General features: G+C 64.1%; 19 protein-coding genes. 16 read left to right on the forward strand and 3 right to left on the reverse strand.

What is annotated here, in order from left to right; translation table 11 throughout:
• Positions 1 to 25: 25 nt before the first annotated feature.
• Positions 26 to 1,417, reverse strand: coding sequence for an MFS transporter (locus RND64_RS16270; protein WP_160318049.1), 1,392 nt, complete (start codon positions 1,415 to 1,417; stop codon positions 26 to 28).
• A 121-nt stretch (positions 1,418 to 1,538) separates the two neighbouring features.
• On the opposite strand from RND64_RS16270, the gene RND64_RS16275 reads away from it, so the two are divergent.
• From RND64_RS16275 to RND64_RS16300, 6 genes are all read left to right on the forward strand, one after another.
• Positions 1,539 to 2,483, forward strand: coding sequence for a LysR family transcriptional regulator (locus tag RND64_RS16275; RefSeq protein WP_049698871.1), 945 nt, complete (start codon positions 1,539 to 1,541; stop codon positions 2,481 to 2,483).
• A gap of 31 nt (positions 2,484 to 2,514) precedes the next feature.
• Complete coding sequence (locus RND64_RS16280; RefSeq protein ID WP_049698870.1) at positions 2,515 to 3,264, forward strand: DUF2127 domain-containing protein; 750 nt, start codon at positions 2,515 to 2,517, stop codon at positions 3,262 to 3,264.
• An 80-nt stretch (positions 3,265 to 3,344) separates the two neighbouring features.
• Positions 3,345 to 4,427 (forward strand): DUF559 domain-containing protein, encoded by a 1,083-nt coding sequence (locus RND64_RS16285; protein ID WP_049698869.1) that lies wholly within the window; start codon positions 3,345 to 3,347, stop codon positions 4,425 to 4,427.
• Positions 4,409 to 5,062, forward strand: a complete 654-nt coding sequence (locus RND64_RS16290) for a MarR family transcriptional regulator (RefSeq protein ID WP_049698868.1) — start codon at positions 4,409 to 4,411, stop codon at positions 5,060 to 5,062. The genes RND64_RS16285 and RND64_RS16290 overlap by 19 nt, the downstream gene beginning before the upstream one ends.
• Positions 5,062 to 8,313 carry a helicase HerA domain-containing protein gene (locus tag RND64_RS16295; protein ID WP_049698867.1) on the forward strand — a complete coding sequence of 1,084 codons (3,252 nt, stop codon included), beginning with the start codon at positions 5,062 to 5,064 and terminating at the stop codon, positions 8,311 to 8,313. Before RND64_RS16290 ends, RND64_RS16295 begins: the two co-directional genes overlap by 1 nt.
• Positions 8,314 to 8,396: 83 nt before the next feature.
• On the forward strand, positions 8,397 to 8,726 hold the full coding sequence (locus tag RND64_RS16300; protein ID WP_049698866.1) for a cupin domain-containing protein: 330 nt from the start codon (positions 8,397 to 8,399) through the stop codon (positions 8,724 to 8,726).
• On the opposite strand, the gene RND64_RS16305 is transcribed toward RND64_RS16300, so the two are convergent.
• Positions 8,707 to 9,888: a tellurite resistance/C4-dicarboxylate transporter family protein gene (locus RND64_RS16305; RefSeq protein ID WP_083444361.1), complete on the reverse strand. Its 1,182-nt coding sequence runs from the start codon at positions 9,886 to 9,888 to the stop codon at positions 8,707 to 8,709. The genes RND64_RS16300 and RND64_RS16305 overlap by 20 nt on opposite strands.
• 140 nt (positions 9,889 to 10,028) lie before the next feature.
• Between RND64_RS16305 and RND64_RS16310 the strand changes: the two genes are divergently transcribed.
• From RND64_RS16310 to RND64_RS16330, 5 genes are read left to right on the forward strand one after another with little or no spacing between them, the layout of a single operon-like run.
• Positions 10,029 to 13,736 carry a nitrate reductase subunit alpha gene (locus RND64_RS16310; protein WP_049698864.1) on the forward strand — a complete coding sequence of 1,236 codons (3,708 nt, stop codon included), beginning with the start codon at positions 10,029 to 10,031 and terminating at the stop codon, positions 13,734 to 13,736.
• Positions 13,736 to 15,427, forward strand: a complete 1,692-nt coding sequence (narH, locus tag RND64_RS16315; RefSeq protein WP_049698863.1) for a nitrate reductase subunit beta — start codon at positions 13,736 to 13,738, stop codon at positions 15,425 to 15,427. The genes RND64_RS16310 and narH overlap by 1 nt, the downstream gene beginning before the upstream one ends.
• Positions 15,424 to 16,086 (forward strand): nitrate reductase molybdenum cofactor assembly chaperone, encoded by a 663-nt coding sequence (gene narJ / locus RND64_RS16320; protein ID WP_049698862.1) that lies wholly within the window; start codon positions 15,424 to 15,426, stop codon positions 16,084 to 16,086. The genes narH and narJ overlap by 4 nt, the downstream gene beginning before the upstream one ends.
• Positions 16,086 to 16,835 (forward strand): respiratory nitrate reductase subunit gamma, encoded by a 750-nt coding sequence (gene narI / locus RND64_RS16325; protein WP_049698861.1) that lies wholly within the window; start codon positions 16,086 to 16,088, stop codon positions 16,833 to 16,835. The genes narJ and narI overlap by 1 nt, the downstream gene beginning before the upstream one ends.
• Positions 16,836 to 16,891: 56 nt before the next feature.
• Positions 16,892 to 17,986 carry an esterase/lipase family protein gene (locus RND64_RS16330; protein WP_049698860.1) on the forward strand — a complete coding sequence of 365 codons (1,095 nt, stop codon included), beginning with the start codon at positions 16,892 to 16,894 and terminating at the stop codon, positions 17,984 to 17,986.
• A gap of 84 nt (positions 17,987 to 18,070) precedes the next feature.
• Here the strand turns inward: RND64_RS16330 and RND64_RS16335 are convergent, their stop codons facing one another.
• Entirely contained in the window at positions 18,071 to 18,880 is an 810-nt protein-coding gene (locus RND64_RS16335; RefSeq protein WP_152930053.1) for a hypothetical protein, read from the reverse strand.
• 525 nt (positions 18,881 to 19,405) lie between these two features.
• Here RND64_RS16335 and RND64_RS16340 point away from each other — a divergent pair.
• The 5 genes from RND64_RS16340 (at position 19,406) to RND64_RS16360 (ending at position 23,726) form a co-directional block, all read left to right on the forward strand.
• The gene (locus RND64_RS16340) at positions 19,406 to 19,960 is read left to right on the forward strand and encodes an alternate-type signal peptide domain-containing protein (protein ID WP_053117434.1); all 555 of its coding nucleotides are present in this window, start codon (positions 19,406 to 19,408) and stop codon (positions 19,958 to 19,960) included.
• Positions 19,961 to 20,121: 161 nt separating this feature from the next.
• A complete protein-coding gene (locus RND64_RS16345) occupies positions 20,122 to 20,769 on the forward strand; it encodes a signal peptidase I (protein ID WP_049698858.1) in 648 nt (215 codons plus the stop codon).
• 17 nt (positions 20,770 to 20,786) lie between these two features.
• The gene (locus RND64_RS16350; protein WP_152930052.1) at positions 20,787 to 21,347 is read left to right on the forward strand and encodes a hypothetical protein; all 561 of its coding nucleotides are present in this window, start codon (positions 20,787 to 20,789) and stop codon (positions 21,345 to 21,347) included.
• Positions 21,344 to 21,991: a SipW-dependent-type signal peptide-containing protein gene (locus RND64_RS16355; protein ID WP_152930051.1), complete on the forward strand. Its 648-nt coding sequence runs from the start codon at positions 21,344 to 21,346 to the stop codon at positions 21,989 to 21,991. The genes RND64_RS16350 and RND64_RS16355 overlap by 4 nt, the downstream gene beginning before the upstream one ends.
• 1 nt (position 21,992) lies before the next feature.
• Positions 21,993 to 23,726: a signal peptidase I gene (locus tag RND64_RS16360; protein WP_049698855.1), complete on the forward strand. Its 1,734-nt coding sequence runs from the start codon at positions 21,993 to 21,995 to the stop codon at positions 23,724 to 23,726.
• Positions 23,727 to 23,755 lie beyond the last annotated feature (29 nt).

Raw genomic sequence — 23,755 nt, forward strand, 5'->3', positions numbered from 1 at the left:
ATCGATGGCCGCAGCGACCTTTGCGTCACCGCACGCGATGCGGACGTACGACCATACCGAGAAGGGCTATCGCCGCCACGACGGCCGCGGCCATCATCGCCCACGCTGCGCCGTCGGCACCACCAACCGACGCCAACACCGCCCCGAGTGCGGCGACACCGAACGCCCCGCCGAGTTGACGCGACGCACTGAACAGGCCGCCTGCCGTACCCGCAGAACCCGCAGGAGCACCCGCTACGACGAGCCCGGTTATCGGCACGATCACCAGCGGTAATGCCGCTCCGGCTATCAGCATCGTCGCAATCAACGCCCACAATGGTCCGCCGACGAACATCACCGCGGCGATCGCGACAGAACCCACCACAGCCGCGGACTGGCCCAGCAACGCCGGCAACTGCGGCCCACGCGCGGCGACCACGCGCCCCACAACCGGGCCGAGGACGCATGGCCCGAACGTGTAGGCGATGAGGACGAGGCCCGCTCCCAACGGCGACAACCCGCGTGCGTTGATCAGATACAGGCTCGCGACAAACAGCGTCGACGCCATCACCACCTGAATTGTGAAGCCGTACAACGTTCCTCGCAGGATCGGCGGGATGCGGAGCAGACGCACGGGAATCGCCGGGGCGGCGCTGCGTCGATCCGACCAGTAGAGCAATCCGGCCGCACACACCGTCGGGATCAGCGCCCACGCCGCGATTGGCGATCGCTCCCCCGTTTCGATGATGACGACGACCACGAGCGCGAAGAACACCACCGCGAGTACCTGTCCGCGCACGTCGAGTCGGGCACCGCGGTCGCGTGCCTTCGGGTCAGCCGGAAAGTATCGACTCCAGGCCAGCGCGAGAACTCCCACCGGAACGTTGATCAGGAAGATCCACCGCCACCCACCGGCGGCGATGAGGATTCCACCGACGGTCGGACCTGCCGCGAAACCGCACCCGGTGACCAGCGCGTAGAGGCCGATCGCGCGGTGCCTGTCGGCTGGTTCTGGATTCATCCTCCCGATGAGTGCCAGCGTCGTCCCCGGGATCAGCGCGGCCGCAGCGCCCTGGAATGCGCGCAGGACGATAAGGATCAGCAGCGTCGGAGCGAGAGCGCACAACACGGACGTGAGCACGAAGAGAAATACGCCGACCCGGTACGTGCGCAAGGCGCCATAGCGGTCGGCGATCGCCCCGGAACTCAGCAGCAGTGCACCGAAGGTGACCAGGTAGGCGCTGACGACCCACTGTTGTCCGGCGACACTCCCACCCAGCGACCTGGCTATATCCGGTAGCGCGACGTTGAGGACAGTCGAGTCGACCAGCACCAACAGGTAGCCGAGCGAGACCCCGACGTTGCTGATGGTGCGACCACGCATGACCTCGCCCGAGCGGCGTCGTGATCTGGAGGGTTCGCGAGTTGTCGTTGGCACGGCATCAGGATGCTGCTGACGCCCGACGTCGATCGACCGGAATAGACGCAGGGAGTGTGCGGTTTTTCCGAACACCATCCGATGCGTCATGCCTCCCGGCCCCAAGCGAGGAGTAGCACTCATGGAAATCCGACACGTACGGACCTTTCTGGCGGTCGCCGAGCATCGCACTGTCCTCGGTGCCGCGGCTGCCCTCGACCTGGCCCCATCGTCGGTGTCGCAGCAGATCAGGGTGCTCGAACGCGTCCTCGGAGTGCAGCTATATCACCGCTCGTCGAGCGGGATGCGCCTGACCGACGCCGGACTCGTGCTGGCCGCCCAGGGCCCCGAGTTCCTCGACCGCTGGGCCAGACTCGGCCGTTCCGTCACGGCCGCGGCCACGACCGCGCCCCTGCGTGTCGCGAGCACCGAACACATGGTCGCCACACAGATCCCCGGCATTCTGCGCGAGTTCGGCAACCGGGTTCCCGGCAGTACCGTCGCCGTGGACACACTCAGTGACCCCACGCGCGTCGTCGACGCGGTGGCGTCGGGCAGCGCCGACGTCGGACTCGTACTCGACATGCACGACGACGCGGCCGACCGCTGGCTCCTGCCGGCGACGCAGCGCACAGACGTCTGCTACGCCGACCTGGTCCCCGTCACCACCGCAATCGCGATGGCCTCGGGCCATTCGCTTGCTCGACACAAGCGCCTCACCATCGCCGACCTTGTCGGCGAGCACATCCTGAGCGGCCCCCGACGGTGCGCGACACACCTCGGCATCGAGGACATGCTGCCCGAACCGATGGAATCCATGCCGAGCCTCGTTGTCGCCTTCAGTTGGGCGGCAAACGGCCTCGGAGTGGTGATGGCCCCGAAGTTCGCCATCGGCCGTACGTCGGCCGCCGGGCAACTCGTCGCGGTAGATCTCGACATCGCGCCGCACACATCCTGGATTCGGATGGTGTGGTCGCCCGAGCGTCCGGTCGTCGGCGACTTCCGCGACCTGCTGTACGCGGCAAGCGTCGGAGTCAACGGCGGTGACGAGGTCACTCAACCAGGTGAGATCGCCGCGGCGTCGTGACCCGCCTGCCGTCGAGGGCTAGGCTGCTGCGGTGAATTGGGAACTGATCTCCTGCGGCCTACGCGGCCACGAGACCTATCGTCCCGACGAGTCCGACCTCGCCGATCACCTGCACACCGAGACCAGCGTCGGCGACGCGTGGCGGTGCTTGCGCTGCGGCGATTACGCCGTCGGCTCACCACGCAGCAGCGGTCCCGCCGACCAGGCGCCGGAGGTTCCGCGCGGTCGGTTGCTGCGCGACCTGATCATCATGCGACTGCTGGCCGTCGAGCGCCTGATCCGCGGAGTCTTTCTCGTCATCGCAGGCATATTCGTGATCGAGCTGCGCAACAGCCAACAGACTCTGCACGAGAAGTTCGACGCCGAGATGCCGCTCCTCAAACCGATCGCCGACCAGATCGGCTGGAACATCGACGACTCCAAGGTCGTGCAGTGGATCGAGAAGGCAACCACGTTGTCGACGGCGACCATCGTGCTCGTCGGCTGTGCGCTGCTCGCCTACGGAATCAGCCAGTTCGTCGAGGCGTACGGCTTGTGGTTCGCCAAACGCTGGGGCGAGTACTTCGCGGTGATCGTCACCAGCATCTTCATCCCGCTCGAGGTCTACGAACTCGTCGAGAAGGTGACCGTGTTCAAGGTGCTGCTGCTCGCGATCAACGTCGCCGCGGTGGTCTGGCTCATCTGGAGCAAGCGCCTGTTCGGAGTCCGCGGCGGCGAGGCGGCCTACCGCGCCGAACACAGCGCCGAGAGCCTCCTCACCGTCGAGCGGGCGGCTGGCTGAGCCAGGCCGCGTCGGCGGCGGTCACCGAGCGCACCGCCACATCGCACACCAGTCGGTGGTGGAGGCTATATTCACGTCCGATGACTCACGCCGACAGTGATACGCCGCCACCGTTCGGCCACGCGATCCGTCCCGGACGCGTAGTCCGCCTCGCGGACGTATACGGCCCGGCAATCGACGACTTCGCTGAAGCCGTAGCGCCCGAACTGCCGGTGATCTTGGATTACCGCGGCCCTGACGAACGAACTGCACGGCAGGTCGCCACCGAGATCCTCGAGGCACTCGAATCCGCGCTCATCACCTTGTTTCCCGCCTGGCTACCGGGCAGGTCAACCGGAGAGCAACTCGACGTCGACGACGCAGAGACGCTGGCCCGGCGGCTGTGTACCGACGTCGGCCTGTCGACCGCTGTGGTTGTACCGCTCGCGCGGGCGGGCGCCGCCAACGAACGCACGACGCCGTCGGCGATTCCTGAACAACGGGCTGCCGTGTTGGTCGCATTGCTACGCCACTTCTACGGTCGGCCCGAGGTGGTGCTTGCCGTTCGCGCAAGCAGCGCGCTCTCCCATGATGCGCAGCGAACCGCGGCATCGGCGTGTGCGTGGCTCGCGGAGCATGCCAACATGACCGTCTGGCTCACCGCCGACGCATTACCCGAGGTGCGCCGGGTACCTGTGCTGCGCCTCGGGATTGCCTCATCCACCGCGCCCGTCCCGACCGACCCGTTGCGACCGATATTGATCGTCTCCCGACCGACGGGCGCTCCCGCTCCACACAGCGCTGCGGAGCAGGCGCTCGAATACGCACTGGCCCAACATAGTTGGTCAGCGGGACGCCTCTGGAATCGCTGCCCCACCGATCTCACCGCATTGTCGGGAGTCGCAAGAGTCGACGTTCTGTGGCCGGATGCGCGAGTCATCGTCGAAGTCGATGGCCCGGACCATCGTCGAGCCGACAAGTACGCGCGTGACCGTCGCCGCGACAATATGCTGCAGCGGCACGGCTACGTAGTGCTCCGCTACACCAACGAACAGGTTCTTGGCGACACGTCGTCAGTCGTAGCGGAACTGCGCGAAGTTCTCACCCATCACCATCCGACACCCAGCTCGCCTACTGCACCTGGACCTCATCTGAAGGAGTCACAGTGGACCACCCGAAGCTGACACCGAGCCAAAGCGCGGTGCTCTTCGTCCTCATGGCGGAGTCCACGGAGGTGTCGACTCCTCGCCTACGCGAGCTGGGCCCCAACCTCGACAAGCCTGGACGACAGAAGTTGACCGAACACGGCCTGATCGAGTCGCGCAAAGGCGAGCGCAATGCGCTCTACCACTCGCTCACCGACCGCGGGTGGGCTTGGTGTGCAGACGAATTGCGTGCAGGGCCGCCGGACCGCTCGTTGCCCCCGATCCGCGCGCTGTATGCCGTCCTCAACGCAATCGGGCGTCATCTCGACGCCGAAGACTTCCGACTGTACGAAGTCTTCGGCCGTCCGCGCCCCGTCGTCGAGGCCGCGCCGCCCGCGTCGTCGAAGGCCGCGAACATCGGCGCCCGCATCGTCGCCACATACAAGTCGCTGGCTCATCAGCGCGGCGCGCTCGTCGACGTCGCAGCACTCCGTTCGGCGCTACCTGACGTCGGCCATTCCGAGTTCAACGCTGCGATCCTCGTCTTGCAGGACCGCCCGGGCGTCAGTCTGATCCCTCAGGACGACCGCGCCCGTCTCAGCGAGGCTGACCGAGCAGCCGCTGTGGTGGTCGGCACGCAACCGTGCCACCTGTTCGCAGTCGAGGAGGACTGATGGACAACGACATTCGCCAGGCACTCGAGTCGATCCGACTCGACTGGGCCGACACCCCCGACGACGTATGGGGCACGTCAGGCACCTATCACGTAGCCGGCTTGCACGAGCAGGTCGCCGACGAGACGATGCGTAGTTTCGCCGACGCTCAGCGGTCGGAGTCAGCCAGCCCCATCGGCGTGGTGATCCGCGGCGTAGCGGGCTCGGGCAAGACGCACCTTCTCGGGCAGATCCGTCAACGCGTACAGCAGCACGGCGGCTACTTCTTTTTGGTGAGATTGCTCGACGGCAGCGACTTCTGGAAGTCGGTCACGGTCGCTGTGCTCGAGAGTCTCAATCGCCCCAGCCCGACACATCCGACACAGCTCGCGCAACTCCTCGACCACCTCGCCCGAGAAGCCGACGTGTCGGAGTCAACACGGGCAGCAGTCGTCGGTGAAGCGACGCTCACAGTGCCGGCACTCGAAGAGTTCGTGGCGGGCGTGTATCGGCGTCACCCCCATCGGCGACGGTCGCAGCACATCTTGCGCGCGCTGGTACTGACCGCCTCACAGGACTACGACGCGAGGGACCTCGGTGAGGCTTTTCTGCACCTTGATGTCGACGACGTAGACGAGTTGGCCGAGTGGGGTATCCGCAACGCGACCCTCGGCTACCAAGAAATGGTCCAGAACATCTCCCGCATAGTCGCGTTCGACGCCGCGGCAGTTCTGGGCGTCGACCAGATCGACACGCTCATCGAAGCGGGATGGTCGACCTCCGCTGACGAGAATTCCGTCGTGAACCAGGTGGCTCACGGCTTGATGGCCTTGCGCGAGAATATGAGTCGGACGACCACTGTTGTCTCGAGCATCACGGCGGCTTGGGAACACCTCGAGAGCAGGGTGATGCGCTCCGCAGTCGAACGCTTCCGCAAACCACCGATGCTGCAACGGCCGTCATCGGCCGACTTCGCGCGTGAGCTCCTCGCCAAGCGTTTCGCACCGGGTTTCGCCCAGATCAACTTCACGCCACCCCAGCCACATTGGCCTGTCGACGATATCGCGCTCACCGATGCACAGCGATATACCCCGCGCGAACTGATGATGGCCGTCGACCGGCAGGTTGCGGCGATGCTGCGCAGCGGCACGTTCGCGTCGATCACAACATTGAACGACACCGATACGCCAACACGCGAAGCCAACGACACCGCTCGTGAGCAGTCGACCGACGTCCCTTCCGGGAGCGATACGCTCGTGGCGACAACAGATGTCGGCGCGATCGAGAAGCGCTATCGCGAGTTGGTCGAGCAAGCCGACCCTGCCGTCGCGCTTGACCACACCACAGAGGATGTCATCGTTCCTGACCTGCTGCAGGCCGGGCTCGGCGCATGGATCGAAGCGCTACCCGATGAAGCCGGGAAGTGGCATCAGGACCCCAAGCCGGGGGCAAAAGCTCTGCTGCATGGGCGAATCAGTCATGTCATCGATCCGGCGACGGAGTCCGGAGAGTCATGGAGCTTCCGCGCTCTTGCCGCCACACATCCCCGTGCGGTGCAATCCCGCCTCACCAATGCCAATATCGCCTCTGGGCTCAGCCTCGGCGAGGTCGAGCGCACCCTGGTGGTGCTCAGGCGCCAGCCGTGGCCGACGGGACCCAAGACCGCACAGTTGGTCGATGAACTGCATCGGCGCGGCGGCCGGGTGATCGCCTGGCCAGACGACGACATCCGACGCCTCATGGCATTGGCGCAGTTGCGTTCTGAGCGACCAGCGCAGTTGCACGACTGGATCGTCGATCGTGCTCCGGCAGCCGAGATCGGCTTCCTCTCAGAAATTCTCACACCCGGTTTGACCAAGGCTGTGGCCACAAGCGTCGAGACGCCGGAGGTCGAAACACCGAAAGCCGAGACACCGAAGGGTGCATCATCGGGAGCCCACGCAGCAAAAACCGACGCATTCTCTCCAGCAGCGATCACCCCTGACGAGGCGAGTCCTGTTGTCACAGAGTCGCGTTCGTCCGGTGATCAACGCGCTGTCGACGTGCTGCCGATTGGCGTTCGATCAGTCGACGGCCAACCTGTCGAGACGCCCTTGGAGTCACTCCGCAAGCACGCCGCTATCTTCGCTGGTTCCGGTTCCGGAAAGACCGTTCTCATTCGACGGATCGTCGAAGAGGCGGCCCTGCAAGGTGTTTCGTCAATCGTCCTCGACATCAACAATGACCTCGCACGACTCGGGATGCCCTGGCCAGAAGGTACGCGAGATTGGAGTCCAACCGACCGCGAGGCGGCCGACCGCTATTTCGCCGACACAGAGGTTGTTGTGTTCACCCCCGGGCGGCGCTCTGGTCGACCGTTGAGTTTTCGTCCGCTGCCCGAATTCGCCTCGCTGGAAACCGATTCCGATGAGTTTTTCGCGGCGGTCGACTCTGCCGTCGGCGCGCTCCTCCCGAAGGCGCGCCCCACCGAACGCGGCGCGCGCGCATCACGCTCTGAGGCGGTGTTGCGACAAGCGATGGTGTACTTCGGTCGCCGCGGCGGCGGAAGCCTGCTGTCCTTCGTCGCATTGCTGTCCGAACTACCCGACGGGGTGTCGAATCTCGCCGACGCTCCGCGCCTCGCGATCGATTTGGCGGAGAATCTGAAGGCGTCGATGGCCAACGATCCATTGCTGGACGAAGCCGCGACACCCGCCGACCCGGGTGTGCTGCTCACCCCATCGTCGGGCTATCGCGCCCGTGTGTCGGTCATCAACCTCGCGGGACTCGGAAGTGAGTCCCGGGTCGCGAACTTCGTCGGGCAACTGCAAATGTCGTTGTTCGCGTGGATCAAGAAGCACCCTGCCTCCGATCGCCCCCTTGGCGGCATCTTGGTGATGGACGAGGCGCAGAACTACGCACCGTCGCAGGGCGTCACGACGGCGACGCACAGCACGTTGGCGCTCGCTTCGCAGGCGCGCAAGTACGGATTGGGGTTGATCTTCGCGACACAGGCCCCGAAGGGAATCCACGGCCGCGTCAGCGGCAACGCGTCGACTCAGTTCTTCGGAAAGCTTAACCACCCAAACCAGATCGAAGCTGCCAAGGAGTTGGCAAACAGCAAGGGAAGTCCGATCCCCGACGTCGGCCGACTGTCGACCGGAACGTTCTACACCGCGGTCGACGGTGGCCGCTTCGTCAAAGTCGACACCCCGCTGTGCCTGAGTTACCACCCGCAGAGTCCGCCCACCGAGGACGAGGTGATCGCTATCGCGCGCGCGTCGCTGGACTAGAAGCGCATGGGGATCTGCTGAGTCCGCGGCGGCGCGGCCCTCCAATGCCACCCGCCGCCGGGCGGGGCGTGCAATCGTGAGACATGGACACCACGCGACTCCCAGCCCTCGTTGACGAACTCATCGCCACGGCGCGCGACGCGCACAGTCGCCGCGCTGGGCACACGCTGCACGGCAACTCGGCGCGGCACCTGCGCCAAACCGTGATCGCATTGGCGGCCTCCACCGAACTCGGCGAGCACCAGAGCCCCGGCGAAGCGACGCTTCAGGTGCTCCGCGGCGACGTGACGCTCACCGCGGGCGCCGACGAGTGGCACGGCGTGGCCGGCGACCTCATCACCATTCCCGACGCCCGACACAATCTCCGGGCCAACGAGGACTCGGCGGTACTGCTCACCGTGCTGGCGAACTAGTCTCCGAACGTCGCGCTCCGAGCCATCGCCACCACCATCGCGCCATCCCGACGAAGACGATCACCCAGATCAGCAGCGCCACCCACGCCTCCCAGGTACCCATGGTCTTGATCCACGAGACCTGCCAGGCGATCCCCAACTGTCTGCTGGCCACCCCCCACATGCCGATGGGGAACACGATCGACCACAACGCGGTGCGAAATCCCGAATTGGTACCCGGCCTGCGCGCGTGCCAGATCATCAGTGCGACGAGCAGCGGTATCAACCACGTCCCGAAGATCCAACCCAACAGACAGAGCGTTCCGACGACGTCGTGCGAGACCAGCCGCTGCATGGCGCCCACACCGAGAACCTCTGCACCGGCGAGCACCGAAATCGCGCCTGCACCCATGAACACCCAGTAGGGGGCGACCTCGTCGTCCGCCGACAGGCCGATGATGATCAGCCGCGCGGCGACCAGCACCGCCATCACGACCAGTATCAGCACACCGGTCCCCCACCACAGTGCGGCAACGACCGCATACCAGTCGACACGCTCTTTGGCCGCGAGCGCCCCGAATGCCACAGCAATCGACTGGGTTCCGACGACCATCAGAAACCAGGTGCCGTTGACGTGTGTCCAGGGCAGCGGGGTCGTCGGCGCCGGGGGATGCTCCCGCGACTGCGCGGCGCTGAAGAACGCGGCGATCACCGCGGTGTAGCCGAGTATCACCCACGACACGAGTGCGACCACAGCAAATGTGACTGCGGCCCAAGTACTTCCCGCCGCCAACGATCGCGCCGCAAGCACCCCGCTCGCCGCGGTGAAGGCCAACACGGTGAACCCGTCGGTCGCGATCTCGCGCCGCACCTCGTTGACCACGCCCGAACCGGTGAACCACCCGGCAATTGTGAACACGGTCAACGCGACATATCCGACCACAGCGAAAGCAAAGAGAATCGCCGAAATGAGATTGGCCAGAGTGGCGTAGGTGCCACTACCGAGCGACGCGGCATTGTGCATTGCCGTCGACACGATGCCGGTCGCCATGACGAAAGTGAACTGGCCAAGGCTCGCGTGCGGTACGCGTCGTCGGAGACGGGTGGGCGAATCGGGCGATACCGCACGCGAAACGTTCACACTGACCGACCTTTTCACGTTGAGACACAAGGACCTACACATTGCGAATGTCTATACCCAATCGAAACACGCGGAGCACTCGGCGATAACGTCCGGCCGCGTGTCGACGCCTCAGCCGAGCCGCTTCGGCTATGCGGCGACGAAACCACACACCCTCACCTTTTCATCCGTATGGTGAATTCATGGCCCGATCTACTGCAGTTCAGGGCGATGCAGCCACAGCCCTGCTCAATATCGGCAAATTCTTTACCCGTTGGGACGAAACTTCCGACGGGAGAGTCGTTTTCCGTGACGGCGGCCGATCCGGCGACGTCTTCTACCGCGATCGGTGGAACCACGACAAGATCGTGCGGTCGACCCACGGTGTCAACTGCACCGGATCGTGTTCATGGAAGGTTTACGTCAAAGACGGCATCATCACCTGGGAGACTCAGGAAACCGACTATCCGTCGGTCGGTCCGGATCGTCCGGAATACGAGCCCCGCGGCTGTCCACGTGGCGCAGCATTCTCCTGGTACACATACTCGCCGACGCGGGTTCGCTACCCATACGCGCGCGGAGTTCTGGTCGAGATGTACCGAGCCGCCAAGGAAAAGACCGGCGATCCCGTGCTGGCATGGGCCGACGTCGTCGGAGATCCGTTGCGCCGCAAGTCGTATCAGCAGGCTCGCGGTAAGGGCGGCCTCGTCCGCGTGAGTTGGGACGAGGCCATCGAGATGGCTGCGGCCGCCCACGTGCACACGATCAAGACCTACGGCCCCGACCGATGCTCCGGTTTCTCACCGATTCCGGCGATGTCGATGGTGTCGCATTGCGTGGGGACGCGCTTCATCCAGTTGATCGGCGGGGTGATGACGTCGTTCTACGACTGGTACGCCGACCTGCCCGTCGCGAGCCCACAGGTCTTCGGCGATCAGACCGACGTCCCGGAGTCCGGTGACTGGTGGGATGCGTCGTATCTGATGATGTGGGGCTCCAACGTCCCGGTCACCCGAACTCCTGACGCGCATTGGATGGCGGAGGTCCGCTATCGCGGCACCAAAGTCGTATCGGTCAGCCCCGACTACGCCGACAACACCAAATTCGCCGACGAATGGCTACCGGCACAAGCAGGTACCGACGCCGCCCTGGCCATGGCGATGGGGCACGTCATCCTGTCGGAGTTCTTCGTCGCGAACACCACCGAGTTCTTCGACGAGTACGTGCGCTCCTACTCCGACCTTCCCTTCCTGGTGCACGTCGAGCAACACGAACACGGCCTCGTCGCAGGCAAGTTCCTGACCGCAGATGAGTTGGCGGGAGCCGATGAGAACGACTCCGACGCCGTGTGGAAGACCGTGGTACTCGACGAGCAGACCGGAGCAGCCACGGTTCCCAACGGCTCGCTTGGCTTTCGCCGCTCTGCCGCGGGCGAGGGCAGATGGAACCTCGACCTCGAGGGAATCACACCGGCGTTGACCCTTGTCGGTCGCGACGACGCCCAACTCGTCGAGATCGCTTTGCCGGCTTTCGACGCCCCGGATGGCAGCGGTTCGGTGCTACGTCGAGGTGTGCCGACCACCGTCATCGATGGCCACCGAGTCACCACGGTCTTCGACCTCATGCTCGCGCAGTACGGGGTGCATCGTGACCGAATGCCCGGCGAGTGGCCGTCCGGCTACGACGACGCGTCGACCCCCTACACGCCTGCCTGGCAGGCGGAGATCACCAGCGTGCCTGCGGAGGCAGCGATCCGGGTTGCGCGCGAATTCGCCACCAATGCAGTCGATTCAGGCGGACGATCGATGATCATCATGGGAGCCGGGATCTGCCAGTGGTTCCACGGCGACGCCACCTATCGGGCCATTCTCTCGCTGTTGATCCTGACCGGCTGCATGGGGCGCAACGGCGGTGGCTGGGCGCATTACGTGGGACAGGAGAAATGCCGCCCGATCACGGGATGGATGTCATTGGCCAACGGACTCGACTGGAGCCGACCGCCTCGCACCATGACGGGTACGTCGTACTGGTACATGCACACCGACCAATGGCGCAACGACGGCTATTCAGCCGCGTCACTGGCATCTCCGCTGTCGCGCGGCACGCTCGACCACGAACACACCGCCGACGCCATCGCGCAATCGGCGCGGCTCGGCTGGATGCCGTTCTATCCGCAGTTCGATCGCAATCCGCTCGACGTCGCAGACGACGCACGCCAAGCCGTCGACAGCGGCGATGCCGACTCCGCGTCGAGCTATGTGGCACAACATCTTTCCGACGGCACACTGACGCCGTCGATCAGCGACGTCGACGCCCCGGAGAACTGGCCACGGACGCTGGTTCTGTGGCGGTCGAATCTCATGGGATCGTCGGCAAAGGGCAACGAGTACTTCCTACGAAACCTACTGGGAACACACAACAATGTGCTCGGTGTCGAATCAGCCGACACTCCCCGACCCAAAGACGTTCGGTGGCATGAGAAAGCGCCGGAGGGCAAGCTGGATCTGCTGCTATCGGCGGACTTTCGCATGACGTCGACGACGCTGCTGTCCGACATCATCCTGCCCGCAGCCACCTGGTACGAGAAGAACGATTTGTCGTCGACGGACATGCACCCCTTCGTGCACGCCTTCTCCCCCGCCATCGATCCTCCGTGGGAAGCGAAGACCGACTTCGATCTCTTCCACCGCCTCGCCGCCGCGTTCTCCGAGCAGGCGAAGACGCACCTCGGTGTGCGGCACGATCTCGTCAGCACCCCCATGCAGCACGACACTCCCGGTGAGACAGCGCAACCCAAGGGCACCGTCGACGACTGGCACCGGTCGACGACGGTCGGCCATCCGGGAAAGAACATGCCTGCGTTCGCAGTGGTGGAACGCGACTACACCGCGATCGCCGACAAGCTCGCGACTGTCGGCCCACTCGCCGATACACTCGGCTTCGCCACCAAATCAGTCGCCTACGATGTCGCCGAACAGACGAAGATTCTGGCAGACAGCAACGGGGTGATGCTCGGCGGTGCGGGCGACGGTCGGCCGGCGATCGATACCGATGCGAAACTCGCCGAGGCAATTCTGCGGTTCTCCGGGACCACGAACGGCACTCTCGCCGTCCAGGGCTTCGAGAAACTTCAGAAGCGGGTCGGAAAGACACTCGACGACCTCGCAGAAGGCAACGCCGACAAGCACATCAGCTTCGCCGACACCCAACAGGCCCCGGTTCCGGTGTTCACCTCGCCGGAGTGGTCCGGGTCGGAAACCGGCGGTAGGCGATACGCCCCGTTCACCGTGAACATCGAGCGCCTCAAGCCATTTCACACTCTCACCGGTCGCATGCACTTCTACCTCGACCACGATTGGATGATCGACGTCGGCGAATCGATGCCCATCTATCGACCGCCACTGGACATGCATCGGTTGTTCGGCGAGCCACGACTCGGCCCTGACGGCGCGCAGCAGATCACCGTGAGATACCTGACGCCCCACTCGAAGTGGTCCATTCATTCGGAGTACCAGGACAACCTCCTGATGCTGTCACTGTCCCGTGGCGGTCCGACGGCGTGGCTGAGTCCCGACGATGCCGCAGCAATCGACGTGCACGACAACGAGTGGATCGAATGCGTCAACGCCAACGGCGTCGTGGTGTGCAGGGCAATCGTCAGCCATCGCATGCCCGCCGGAGTCGTCTATGTTCACCACGCGCAGGAACGCACGATCGACGTCCCGAAATCGGAGGCAACCGGTCGTCGGGGTGGAATACACAACTCGGCAACCCGACTCCTCGTCAAACCTACTCACCTGATCGGCGGATACGCCCAATTGTCTTATGCGTTCAACTATCTCGGTCCCGCCGGGAACCAGCGCGACATGGTGTCGACGATCCGTAAGCGCAGCCAGGAGGTGACGTACTGATGCGGGTGATGGCTCAGGTCGGGATGGTGATGAACCTCGACAAATGCATCGGCTGCCACACTTGCTCGGTCACATGCAAACAGGCGTGGACCAACAGGGCAGGCACCGAGTACGTCTGGTTCAACAACGTCGAAACCCGCCCGGGACAAGGGTATCCACGACGCTATGAGGATCAGGAGAAATGGCGTGGCGGCTGGCATCTGAACGGCAAGGGCAAGTTGAGACTTCGCACCGGCGGTCGGATGCAGAAGTTGTTGACGCTGTTCGCAAGTCCCGTTCAACCGACCATCTACGACTATTACGAGCCGTGGACCTACGACTACCAGATGCTCGTCGACGCCCCACTCGGCGACGACTTCCCTGTCGCGCGCCCGAAATCGCTGCTCACCGGTGACGACACGAAGGTCACATGGTCGGCGAACTGGGACGACGACCTAGGTGGCGCACCGGAATTGGGCGGGCTCGATCCAATCGTCGAGAAGCTGCGTCGTGAATCAGAAGATGCCGTCAAGTTCAGCTTCGAGCAGACGTTCATGTTCTACCTGCCCCGCATCTGCGAGCATTGCCTGAATCCCTCATGCATGGCGTCGTGCCCGTCGGGCGCCATCTACAAGCGCAGCGAGGACGGTATCGTCCTCGTCGACCAGGACCGGTGTCGCGGGTGGCGCCAATGCATCACCGGCTGCCCGTACAAGAAGATCTACTTCAACCACCGCACGGGCAAGGCCGAGAAGTGCACTCTCTGCTACCCGCGGATCGAGGTCGGGCAACCGACCGTCTGCTCCGAGACGTGCGTCGGGAGACTCCGGTATCTCGGATTGTTCCTCTACGACGTCGACGCTGTCACCGAAGCCGCCTCCACACCAAACGACACCGACCTCTACGAGGCCCAACTCGACCTGCTCCTCGACCCCAACGATCCCGACGTGATCGCCGGGGCGCGTGCCGAAGGCATTCCCGAGGACTGGCTCGACGCGGCACGTCGATCGCCAATTTACGCGCTGGCCAAGGAGTTCCGCGTCGCTCTGCCGCTTCACCCGGAATACCGCACCATGCCAATGGTCTGGTACGTGCCGCCGTTGTCGCCGATCGTCGACCTGCTCAGCGGGCAGGGCCACGACGCCGAGGACGCGGGCACCCTGTTCGGTGCGATCGACGCATTGCGCATCCCCGTGGAGTACCTCGCCGAACTGTTCAGTGCGGGCGACACCGCAGTAATAGATGGCGTCCTGCGCAAACTCGCGGCGATGCGCGCGTACATGCGTGACATCACGCTCGGCCGCGAACCCGACCCCGACATCCCCGCCTCTGTCGGTATGTCCGAAGAGCAGGTCTACGAGATGTACCGCTTGATGGCGATCGCCAAATACGAAGAGCGGTATGTGATTCCGACGGCCCATCTCGAGCAGGCCGAACAGCTCGACGAGATGGCGTGCTCACTCGACTACGAGGACGGGCCCGGCATGTACGGCTCCGGCGCCTTCGGCGAAGCGAGCGGAACCCCCACTCCGGTGTCGGTGGAGACCTTTCACGCGCTCAAGCAGCGCCAGACGACCGACACCGCGACCAGCTCACATCGCCTCGCCAACCGCACGAACCTACTGAACTGGGACGGTAACGGGTCGCCCGAAGGGCTGTTCCCCGACCGCCCCGCATCCGGCGACAGCAGCAACTCGAAGGCGTCGTCGTGAGGTGGCCTCGCCGCACGACTGCCGCCGATCATCGCGTGACGCGGCAGGTCTCGTCGTGGTGTCTGAGTTATCCCGACGATCAGTTAATCGACCGAATCTCGCTGCTGCGCAGGGCATTGTGTGAGCAGCCTGATCACCCTTCCATTCGTGAGCTGCTGACCTTCGTCGATCATCTCGAGTCGACGCCGCTTCCCACCCTGGTCGACGACTACGTCGACACATTCGACCTGTCACGCAAGCACACGCTGTATCTCTCGTACTGGACCGATGGCGACACGCGACGGCGTGGAGCCGCGCTCGGCGAGTTCAAAGCGCTCTATCGGAGCAGCGGCTTTGTCGTCGACCTCCACGGCGAGTTGCCCGACCACCTGCCGATCGTCCTGGAGTTCGCGGCGCGTGTCGACGCCGACGCGGGACAAGCGGTTCTGGAGAAGTATCGCCCAGCGCTCGAGTTGATCCGATTCGCATTGCGAGACCGTCGATCTCCGTACACGGCTGTGCTCACGGCGATCTGCTCGACGCTGCCCGGCGAGTCACCGGTGGACCGACAGGCTGCGCGCGCGATGACGCCGGCGCTCGGCGTCGAGGCCGTTGGCCTCGAGCCCTACGATTCGCGCCTACTGCCGCTGACCGCGACACATGCGAGAGGTGAGGCGTGATGGACGTATTCCTCTGGGGCGTGTTGCCATACGTCGTCCTGCTCATACTCATCGGTGGCACCATCTGGCGCTACCGCTACGACAAGTTCGGTTGGACCACGCGGTCATCGGAGCTTTACGAGTCGCGGTTGCTGCGGATTGCCTCACCGATGTTCCACTACGGCATCCTCGTGGTCATCGCCGGGCACGCGGTCGGTCTGGTCATCCCACAGTCCTGGACCGAAGCACTCGGTGTCTCCGAGACGATGTACCACTGGGGCGCAGGCTTTTTCGGCCTGCTCGCGGCGGCGGCCACACTGCTGGGCATCGGCCTGCTCATCTATCGACGTCGCACCACCGGCCCGGTGTTCATGGCGACGACCCGCAACGACAAGCTGATGTATCTGGTCTTGGTGTGCGCGCTGATCGCGGGAACCTACATCACAGTTGTCGGCGCAGTGGACCCCACTGGACCCGGGGTCAACTATCGCCAGACCGTCTCGCCGTGGTTCCGATCGATCTTCGTGCTGCAACCCGACATTCGCGCAATGGACGCAGCGCCACTGCGCTTCCACGTGCACGTCCTGATCGGTCTGGCCCTGTTCGCACTCGTTCCGTTCACACGTCTCGTGCACATGTTCACCGCTCCGATCCACTACCTGTTCCGGCCGTACATCGTGTACCGCAGTCGCGATCGACTGCCCACCCCCGGTGACCGCACGTCACGTCGAGGCTGGGAACCGGTGGGAGTCAAGGACCGCGACCGGTGAGCTACGCTCCACTCACTTGCGCTATGACCGGCAACACCTAGCTGAGAGGTTCGCACGTGACCACATCGTCGAATCGACGTCGTTCCCGAACTCGCCTGCTGACGACGGCTGTCGCCGCGATCGCCGCATGTGTCTCGCTTGCCGCGAACTCCGCAGGAACCGCGTCGGCCGCCCCTCAGCAACAGCTCGCCGACTACATCTCCGACGCCTCGCCCACCCCGGCCCGCGCCGAGACCTTCCTGCTCAACGGCGAGAGTCGCTGGCTCATCCCCACCGGCAACGGACCGAAGCAGACTACGTTCCCCGCGGCTTTCGCGCACAGCCTGTCGAATCCCGACGTGGCGCCCGCCGGTGCGAATGACTGGTCGTGCAAACCCCGGGCCGGCCGCAACCCTGTCGTCCTGGTCCACGGAACGTGGGAGAACGCCTACAGCAACTGGTCGATGATCTCCCCCGCGCTCCAGCAGGCAGGCTTCTGCGTCTACGCACTCGACTACGGAATACAGCCGCCCTCTCAAGGCGGTGGCGTAGCAGCAGCATTCCCCGGCGTGTACGGGACCGGCGACATCGTGAAGTCGGCAACCCAGATCAAGACCTTCGTCGACAAGGTGCTCGCATCCACCGGCGCAGCCAAGGTCGACATGGTTGGCCATTCGATGGGCGGGATCTCGACTCGCCAGTACCTGCGATTCGACGGCGGCGCCGCAAAGGTCGCCAACGTCGTGACTCTCGGCGCGACCAACAACGGCACAACGCTCAACGGCATCGGCACACTCGGACGCACCATCAACGATCTCGGCGTCGACATCCTCGGACCACTCGCACTCGGCGTCGGAGTCTCGGGAACCCAGCAGATCTACAACTCGCCGTTCCTGAAGAACCTCAACAGCGGCGGCGTCTACGCACTCGGCGACATCCGATACACGATCGTCGGCACCCGCTACGACGAGGTGACAACCCCCTACTCCAGCACGTTCTTCCCCAAGGGCACCAAGAACACCCGCAACATCACGCTGCAGGACGGCTGCCCCCAGGACACGTCCGACCACTTCTCGCTGAGCTATTCGCCCCGCGCGACGTCGATCGTGTTGCGCGCCCTCGGCGCCGACGTTCCGCTCGTCTGCGCACCGAACGCCTGGCTCGTCGGCTAGCGCTCCGCCCGCGGGCTCTCGGTCCGTATGACCGTTGATCCGTATGACATTCGCGCCCAGAATTCGGGCAGCGCGTCATACGGATCAACGCGACGGCGTCGCTGTCGGCACCTGAGTGGTCGGCCGCTGCGGCTGCTGCGCCTTCGGCGTCGGCGTCGGCGCGCTCATCGTCATCCCGAAGACGATCATCGACACGACGATCGCGGCTCCACCGATCACCACCGATCCCGCGACGGCACCGGCTGTCGCACCCGCCATGAGCCCCGGCAAACACCCGACGATGCCCGCGGCCAGCCCGACAAGGCAGCCGAGAACACCACCGAGAATCGTGCCGACCGACGTTCCGATGGCCATTCCGAGTGACAGTTCCGTGCCCATTCGAGTGATCGCTTTATCGAGTCTGTCTGCGCGGGCATCCGCGTCCGACGTCGCCGAGGTCGGCGGCGTCGAGGTGACGACAACCGTCGTCGTCTCGGCTGCGCGGTGCGGTGCCAGCGACACCGCTCGACTGATCGACGACGGATCGACGTGCAGTCGTGCCGCACCGCCCTGAAGTTCGACGCCCAGCTTGTAAACCCTCTGCGCCACTTCATATTTCAGTGGCGCGCTGGCGGCGACCCTGCCGTGCGGGTCGACGATCTGTATCTGATCGCCGGCCACTCGCAGAGCACCGGAACCGACAGTCAGGACCACGTCGTCGCCCTTCACTGCCGTGTGGAAATCTATCCGATTCGACGCCGGAGGTGGCGACGCGTCACCCCGACCCCCGTCACCGACGAGCCCGGCAACCACGCAGACCACCGTCGCCAAAGCGACCGATAACAAGAACACGAACAGCTTTCCTGACCGCGCGGTCAGAAACTCCCCCGAGCTTCGTACACCATGCTTTTTCATTTTATTCTCCCCCGAAAGCGCTACTTGGTTTTTCTGGTCGGCAGCTTTCGGCAATGGATCGTACGCCAGAATCAATCGATTCGCGCATTTGTGTCCGCCATCACGCAGCACCCTTCAAGACGCTCCACCAATCCGCAGAGGCACGCCGTTGCGGTAAATGGCTTACGACTTTCATCAAGTAGTAAATCCGTTGCGGTAGCTGTTCACGTGCACTAATGGTTAAATCGGACACTCTGTTCGTGATCTCCATCACATGAATATGACAACATTCAATGGCGCATTCATTCGACATCATTAATCGCACACTTCGGAGAATGAAACCGATTTAATGCCGATGATCTGCGGAAACAAGCACATTCACCGCTCACCTTCGATCACCTACTGATCGGTCAGTGAACACCTGTAATCAAGTTGAGCTTGAGGCTCGATAGACAACTATTGGTTGTGCAACCGGCCCCGGCGGGCTAAAAATGCATCACCACACCACGGAATCCCCGAGGTGGCCAATCGATGCAGAGAGCAACAATGAAGAAACAGACCAAGGGTGCAGTTGCTGCGGGGGGCGCGGCAGTTCTTCTTCTCGGAGGGCTCGGATCACTCGCGTATTGGAACGACAGCACGGCAATCGGCGGCTCGACCATCAGCTCAGGTCAGCTCTCGATGAGCAAAGACACGGGAACATGGACCGATCAGAACGGCTCCATCAATCCGACGTCATTCAAGTTCGTTCCCGGCGACACGCTCACGTACACAACGACGGTGAATATCAATGCGACCGGCGACAACCTGAAGGCGAAACTCTACGCCGATACATCGGGATTCACCTCGTCGGGATCTCTCGCTTCAGAAACGACGAAGACCATTTCAGCCAAAAAGAGTGGCGACGCATCGGCGACCGATATCACCCAGGGTGGAACGTCGCTGGCAATCAGCCCGACCGGCGGGGCGTCGGCCTACACGGTGGTGGTGACCCTCAAGCTTCCGTTTGCCTCGGCGACCAACTCGAGCCAGACGGACACGCTCAACCTGAACAACATCAGTCTGCACCTTGATCAGGTTCAAGGACCCAACCAGTCCTAAAGACCAGCGGGTCCTGCCCTCGGCAGTATCCGCTCTCGCGGCGCGCGAACTGGGGAGGGATTGCGCTGCAGGACTGACCGGGCACGACGGCCATTCGCGTTGTGCCCGGTCAGTCCCCCATATCCGACCAAGCAGTATCCGATACACAAGCGGAGAGAACGATGTCCATCACCAGTGGAAGGCATTCGTCACGTGTCGAATCATCTTCGACGCTCCGCCACGCCGCCGACGAACCCGGCTCGGACCAGAAGGGCGACTCCGACTCTGGTCCGCTGGACATGATCAGACTGACGCTGAGCTGGCTCTTTCTGTTCGTAGCCGTGGGATTGTTGGCGGCAGTCGTCGTCGTCCCACGTCTCGCGGGGGCGACGCCGTACACCATCATGACGTCGTCGATGCGGCCACACATGCCGCCGGGAACACTCGTGGTGGCGCGGACGGCTGACCCCGCGCAGGTGCATACCGGCGACGTCATCACCTACCAGTTGCGCTCCGGTCAGGCCGACGTGGTGACCCACCGCGTCGTCGGCGTCGGCCAGGACGGCCGCGGCGAACGGTTGTTCACGACGAAGGGCGACAACAACCCGACCACCGATCCAGCCCCCGTTCGCGCCGTGCAGGTCAGGGGAAAAGTCTGGTACTCGGTCCCCTACATCGGGTACCTGAACCAGGTCATCACGGGTCGACAGCATGTGATCGCTGTGTACGTGGTGGCGGGGCTCCTCCTCGCCTACGCGGTGTTCATGGTGCTGTCGTCTGCGCGCGATCGCCGACGAGCTCGCCGCGAACGCAGACGTGAGACCGCCTGATGCACAGCGCAATACGCATGTCGAAGTCATCCGCGCACCGACGCCGACGCATCACCTCACAACAGAGGATCGTCTTCGGATGTCTTGTGGCACTGATCGTCTCGGCGTTGATGGCGATATCGGTCCGGCAGTCCGGCGCATACTGGACGTCGAATGTCGCGGCATCGGCGTCGACCATATCCTCGGGAGCGCTGGTCCTGACCGCGGGCGGTAGTCACAACCTGGCACTGACGTCGCTCGGTGGGACAGCGCTGAGTCCCGGCAGTAGGAAGACTGTGAGCGTCACTGTCGCCAACGGCGGCGACACCACGCTCGGATACAAACTCACCAACGTCGCGACGTCCGATGGTCATCTGACACTGACGGCCTCGGCGATGCCGGGAACCGATGCGACGAGCTGCGACGGCTCGACTGCGACAACACTGCCGGGTACTGCACTCACCACATCGGGAAACTACCTGACACTGTCGAGCGGGCAGACACAATTGCTCTGTCTGCGTGGCACTTTGGATATCACCGCGGTCGCGGGTGCCACCTACACGGGGTCATACACGTTCGGAGCGATCCAGCAGCAATGATCATCAGGACCCTCCTCTCCTCACGCCTGCGCGCACTGTGCTCACTGGGCATGGTGCTAGGGCTTTGCGCGATCTCGACGATGGCGTCGTGGAGCGATTCGGCAAGCGTGACCACAGCGGCGTTCACTGTGGGATCGGTCGACCTCAAACTCAACGGACAGGATTCGTTGATGTGGACCGCGATGAACCAGTCCGACATGCAGCCCGGTAGTTCACGGGCAGCCAGCCTCACCGTCAAGAACTCGGGGGGCTACAACGTCACCTACAGTGCCATCATTGCTCCCGTGACCACGGGTGTGATGTACGACCACGGGGTTTTCCGTGTGTACTCCGGGGCGACTCCTGTCAATGGCAACGGCGTCGGAAAGTGTTCAGGCGGAACAGCAATCGGCACTCTCGAACCAGGACTGAGCACCACCGAATCGAGCGCAATCCCCACACTGCCGACACATACGGGCTACGTGCCCTGGCCGTCTTGGGTAGCAGGCAAGACATATCCCTGGATCGGTACGCGTGCGCTTGCCGCAGGCCAGTCGGAGACGCTGTGCGTCTGGTTCGCCGTCGACCCAGACGTGCTCTACACCGTAGACGAGAACGACGGTGTAACTGCGGGATTCACGTTCACTGCGACGCAGGCCAACTGAGATGCGCAAGATAGCAAGAGAACTCGTTCTGACTGTCGGAGCAGCCCTCGGCCTTCTGTGCATCGGGTTCGCCATCGCAGTGCATGCGTTCGGAATAGCACCACTGGTGGTCCGCTCGGGGTCGATGGCGCCGACCATGCCGATCGGTTCACTGGCACTCGCCACTCCCGTGCACGGTACCGACGTGCGTCCGGGCGACATCGTATCGATCTCTCGACCAGACGGAAGCCGGATCACACACCGCGTGATCAGCACCGCCGCGGCGTCGCAGGTGGCGGTAACCGCCTACCTGAAAGGTGACGCCAACCAGTACCCGGACCCGGCGCCCTACGTCATCGGAGATGCACATCGGGTCGTCGTGACGATTCCTCTCGCCGGCTACGCGGCGTCGTGGATGCAGACACCCGCGGCCCGGATTCTGCTCGGCGTTGCCTCAATGACACTGGTGTACCTGAATTTTCGACGACGCCGGGGTCCGGCTACGGATGATCCCGGCTCTGCTGGACACACACCCGGGGCTGGGCGCACCAGCGAGGACCGGGTTTCGGAGCCGCGCACGCGAGCGGCACGTCATCGCGCACGACACACCACCGCCACGGCGGGTGTCGCGTCCGCGGTGGTGGTGGCGCTGGCTACGCAGCAGGTCGGAGCCGCGCGTGCCGCATCGCTCGTCGACGTTGCAGTGATGTCCAGTTCGATCAGCATGGGCACGTTCGGAAACTCGATCCCCAATGTCCGCGGCGCCGTCGCAATCGCCACCACGTCAGGTGCGGCAGGCTGCAAGATCAGCTGGACCGCACCGTCATCCGGGTTCTCGGTGCGGGTGTCGTTTCTTCCGAAGGGCGTGGCGGTGCCGGCCGATCACGACCCGACGCCAACCACCTACCAGTCGGAATACACGCTGACCGCAGGCACGCTCAGCTACGTCGCGACCGCGCCGACAGACGTTGTCGGCACCGACACGACGGCCGCCAACGGACAGATCTTCACCATCCGCACGGTGCGCACGTCCGATCAGATGGTCTCGGCGAACTTCGCGTACGGCTATGTGTATCGCGCATCGTCGTCGAGCAACTACGCCTGCGGAGTGCGCTCGGCCGACGGCAACGCGAACTACACCTGGCCCGCAACGTCGTCGGGTGTGCAAAGTCTCGCACTCAAAGCCGGCGTCGCGGCGTCGACCTCGGGTACGACCAGCAGTTCCGCAGCGAGTTCGACGCCCAGCGGTGCGGCATCGAGTTCGGCAGCGGCACAGTCGAGTTCGTCGACGGTCGCGAAGTCGAGCGGCAGCGAGACGTCGAGCACGATGTCGGCTGCAGGGTCTTCGACGCCACCGTCGAGTTCCTCCACGTCGACGTCATCCCCGTCGACCACCACGGTCACCTCGACAGCCGTCGCGGTGTCGGGCACCACGTCACCATCGAAGGCGGTGAGCGCGTCTCTCACCGGGACGACACTCACTCTGACCGATACAGCCTCGGGCGCAACGGTGTTCACCGACGCAGTGCAATCGGGGTCGACGCTCACCTGGGATGCCACCGACGACGTCCTGACCATCCATCAGCCGGACGGCAGCAGCGTACTCGTCAAGAAGGTCGGCTCGGCATGGCAGGCCTACGACGTGACGACGACGACCGTCGCTCCCGCGAGCACGACGACGGCCACCCCGAGCAGCCAGCCCGGTACGACCTCGTCGACCGGCGCCGCGGCTACCACTGGGACTCCCTCCGGCTGACCTCGGGTCATCAGAAGTGTTCGATCCCA

It is taken from the genome of Gordonia sp. w5E2, from assembly GCF_036540975.1.
Classification (GTDB): domain Bacteria; phylum Actinomycetota; class Actinomycetes; order Mycobacteriales; family Mycobacteriaceae; genus Gordonia; species Gordonia jacobaea.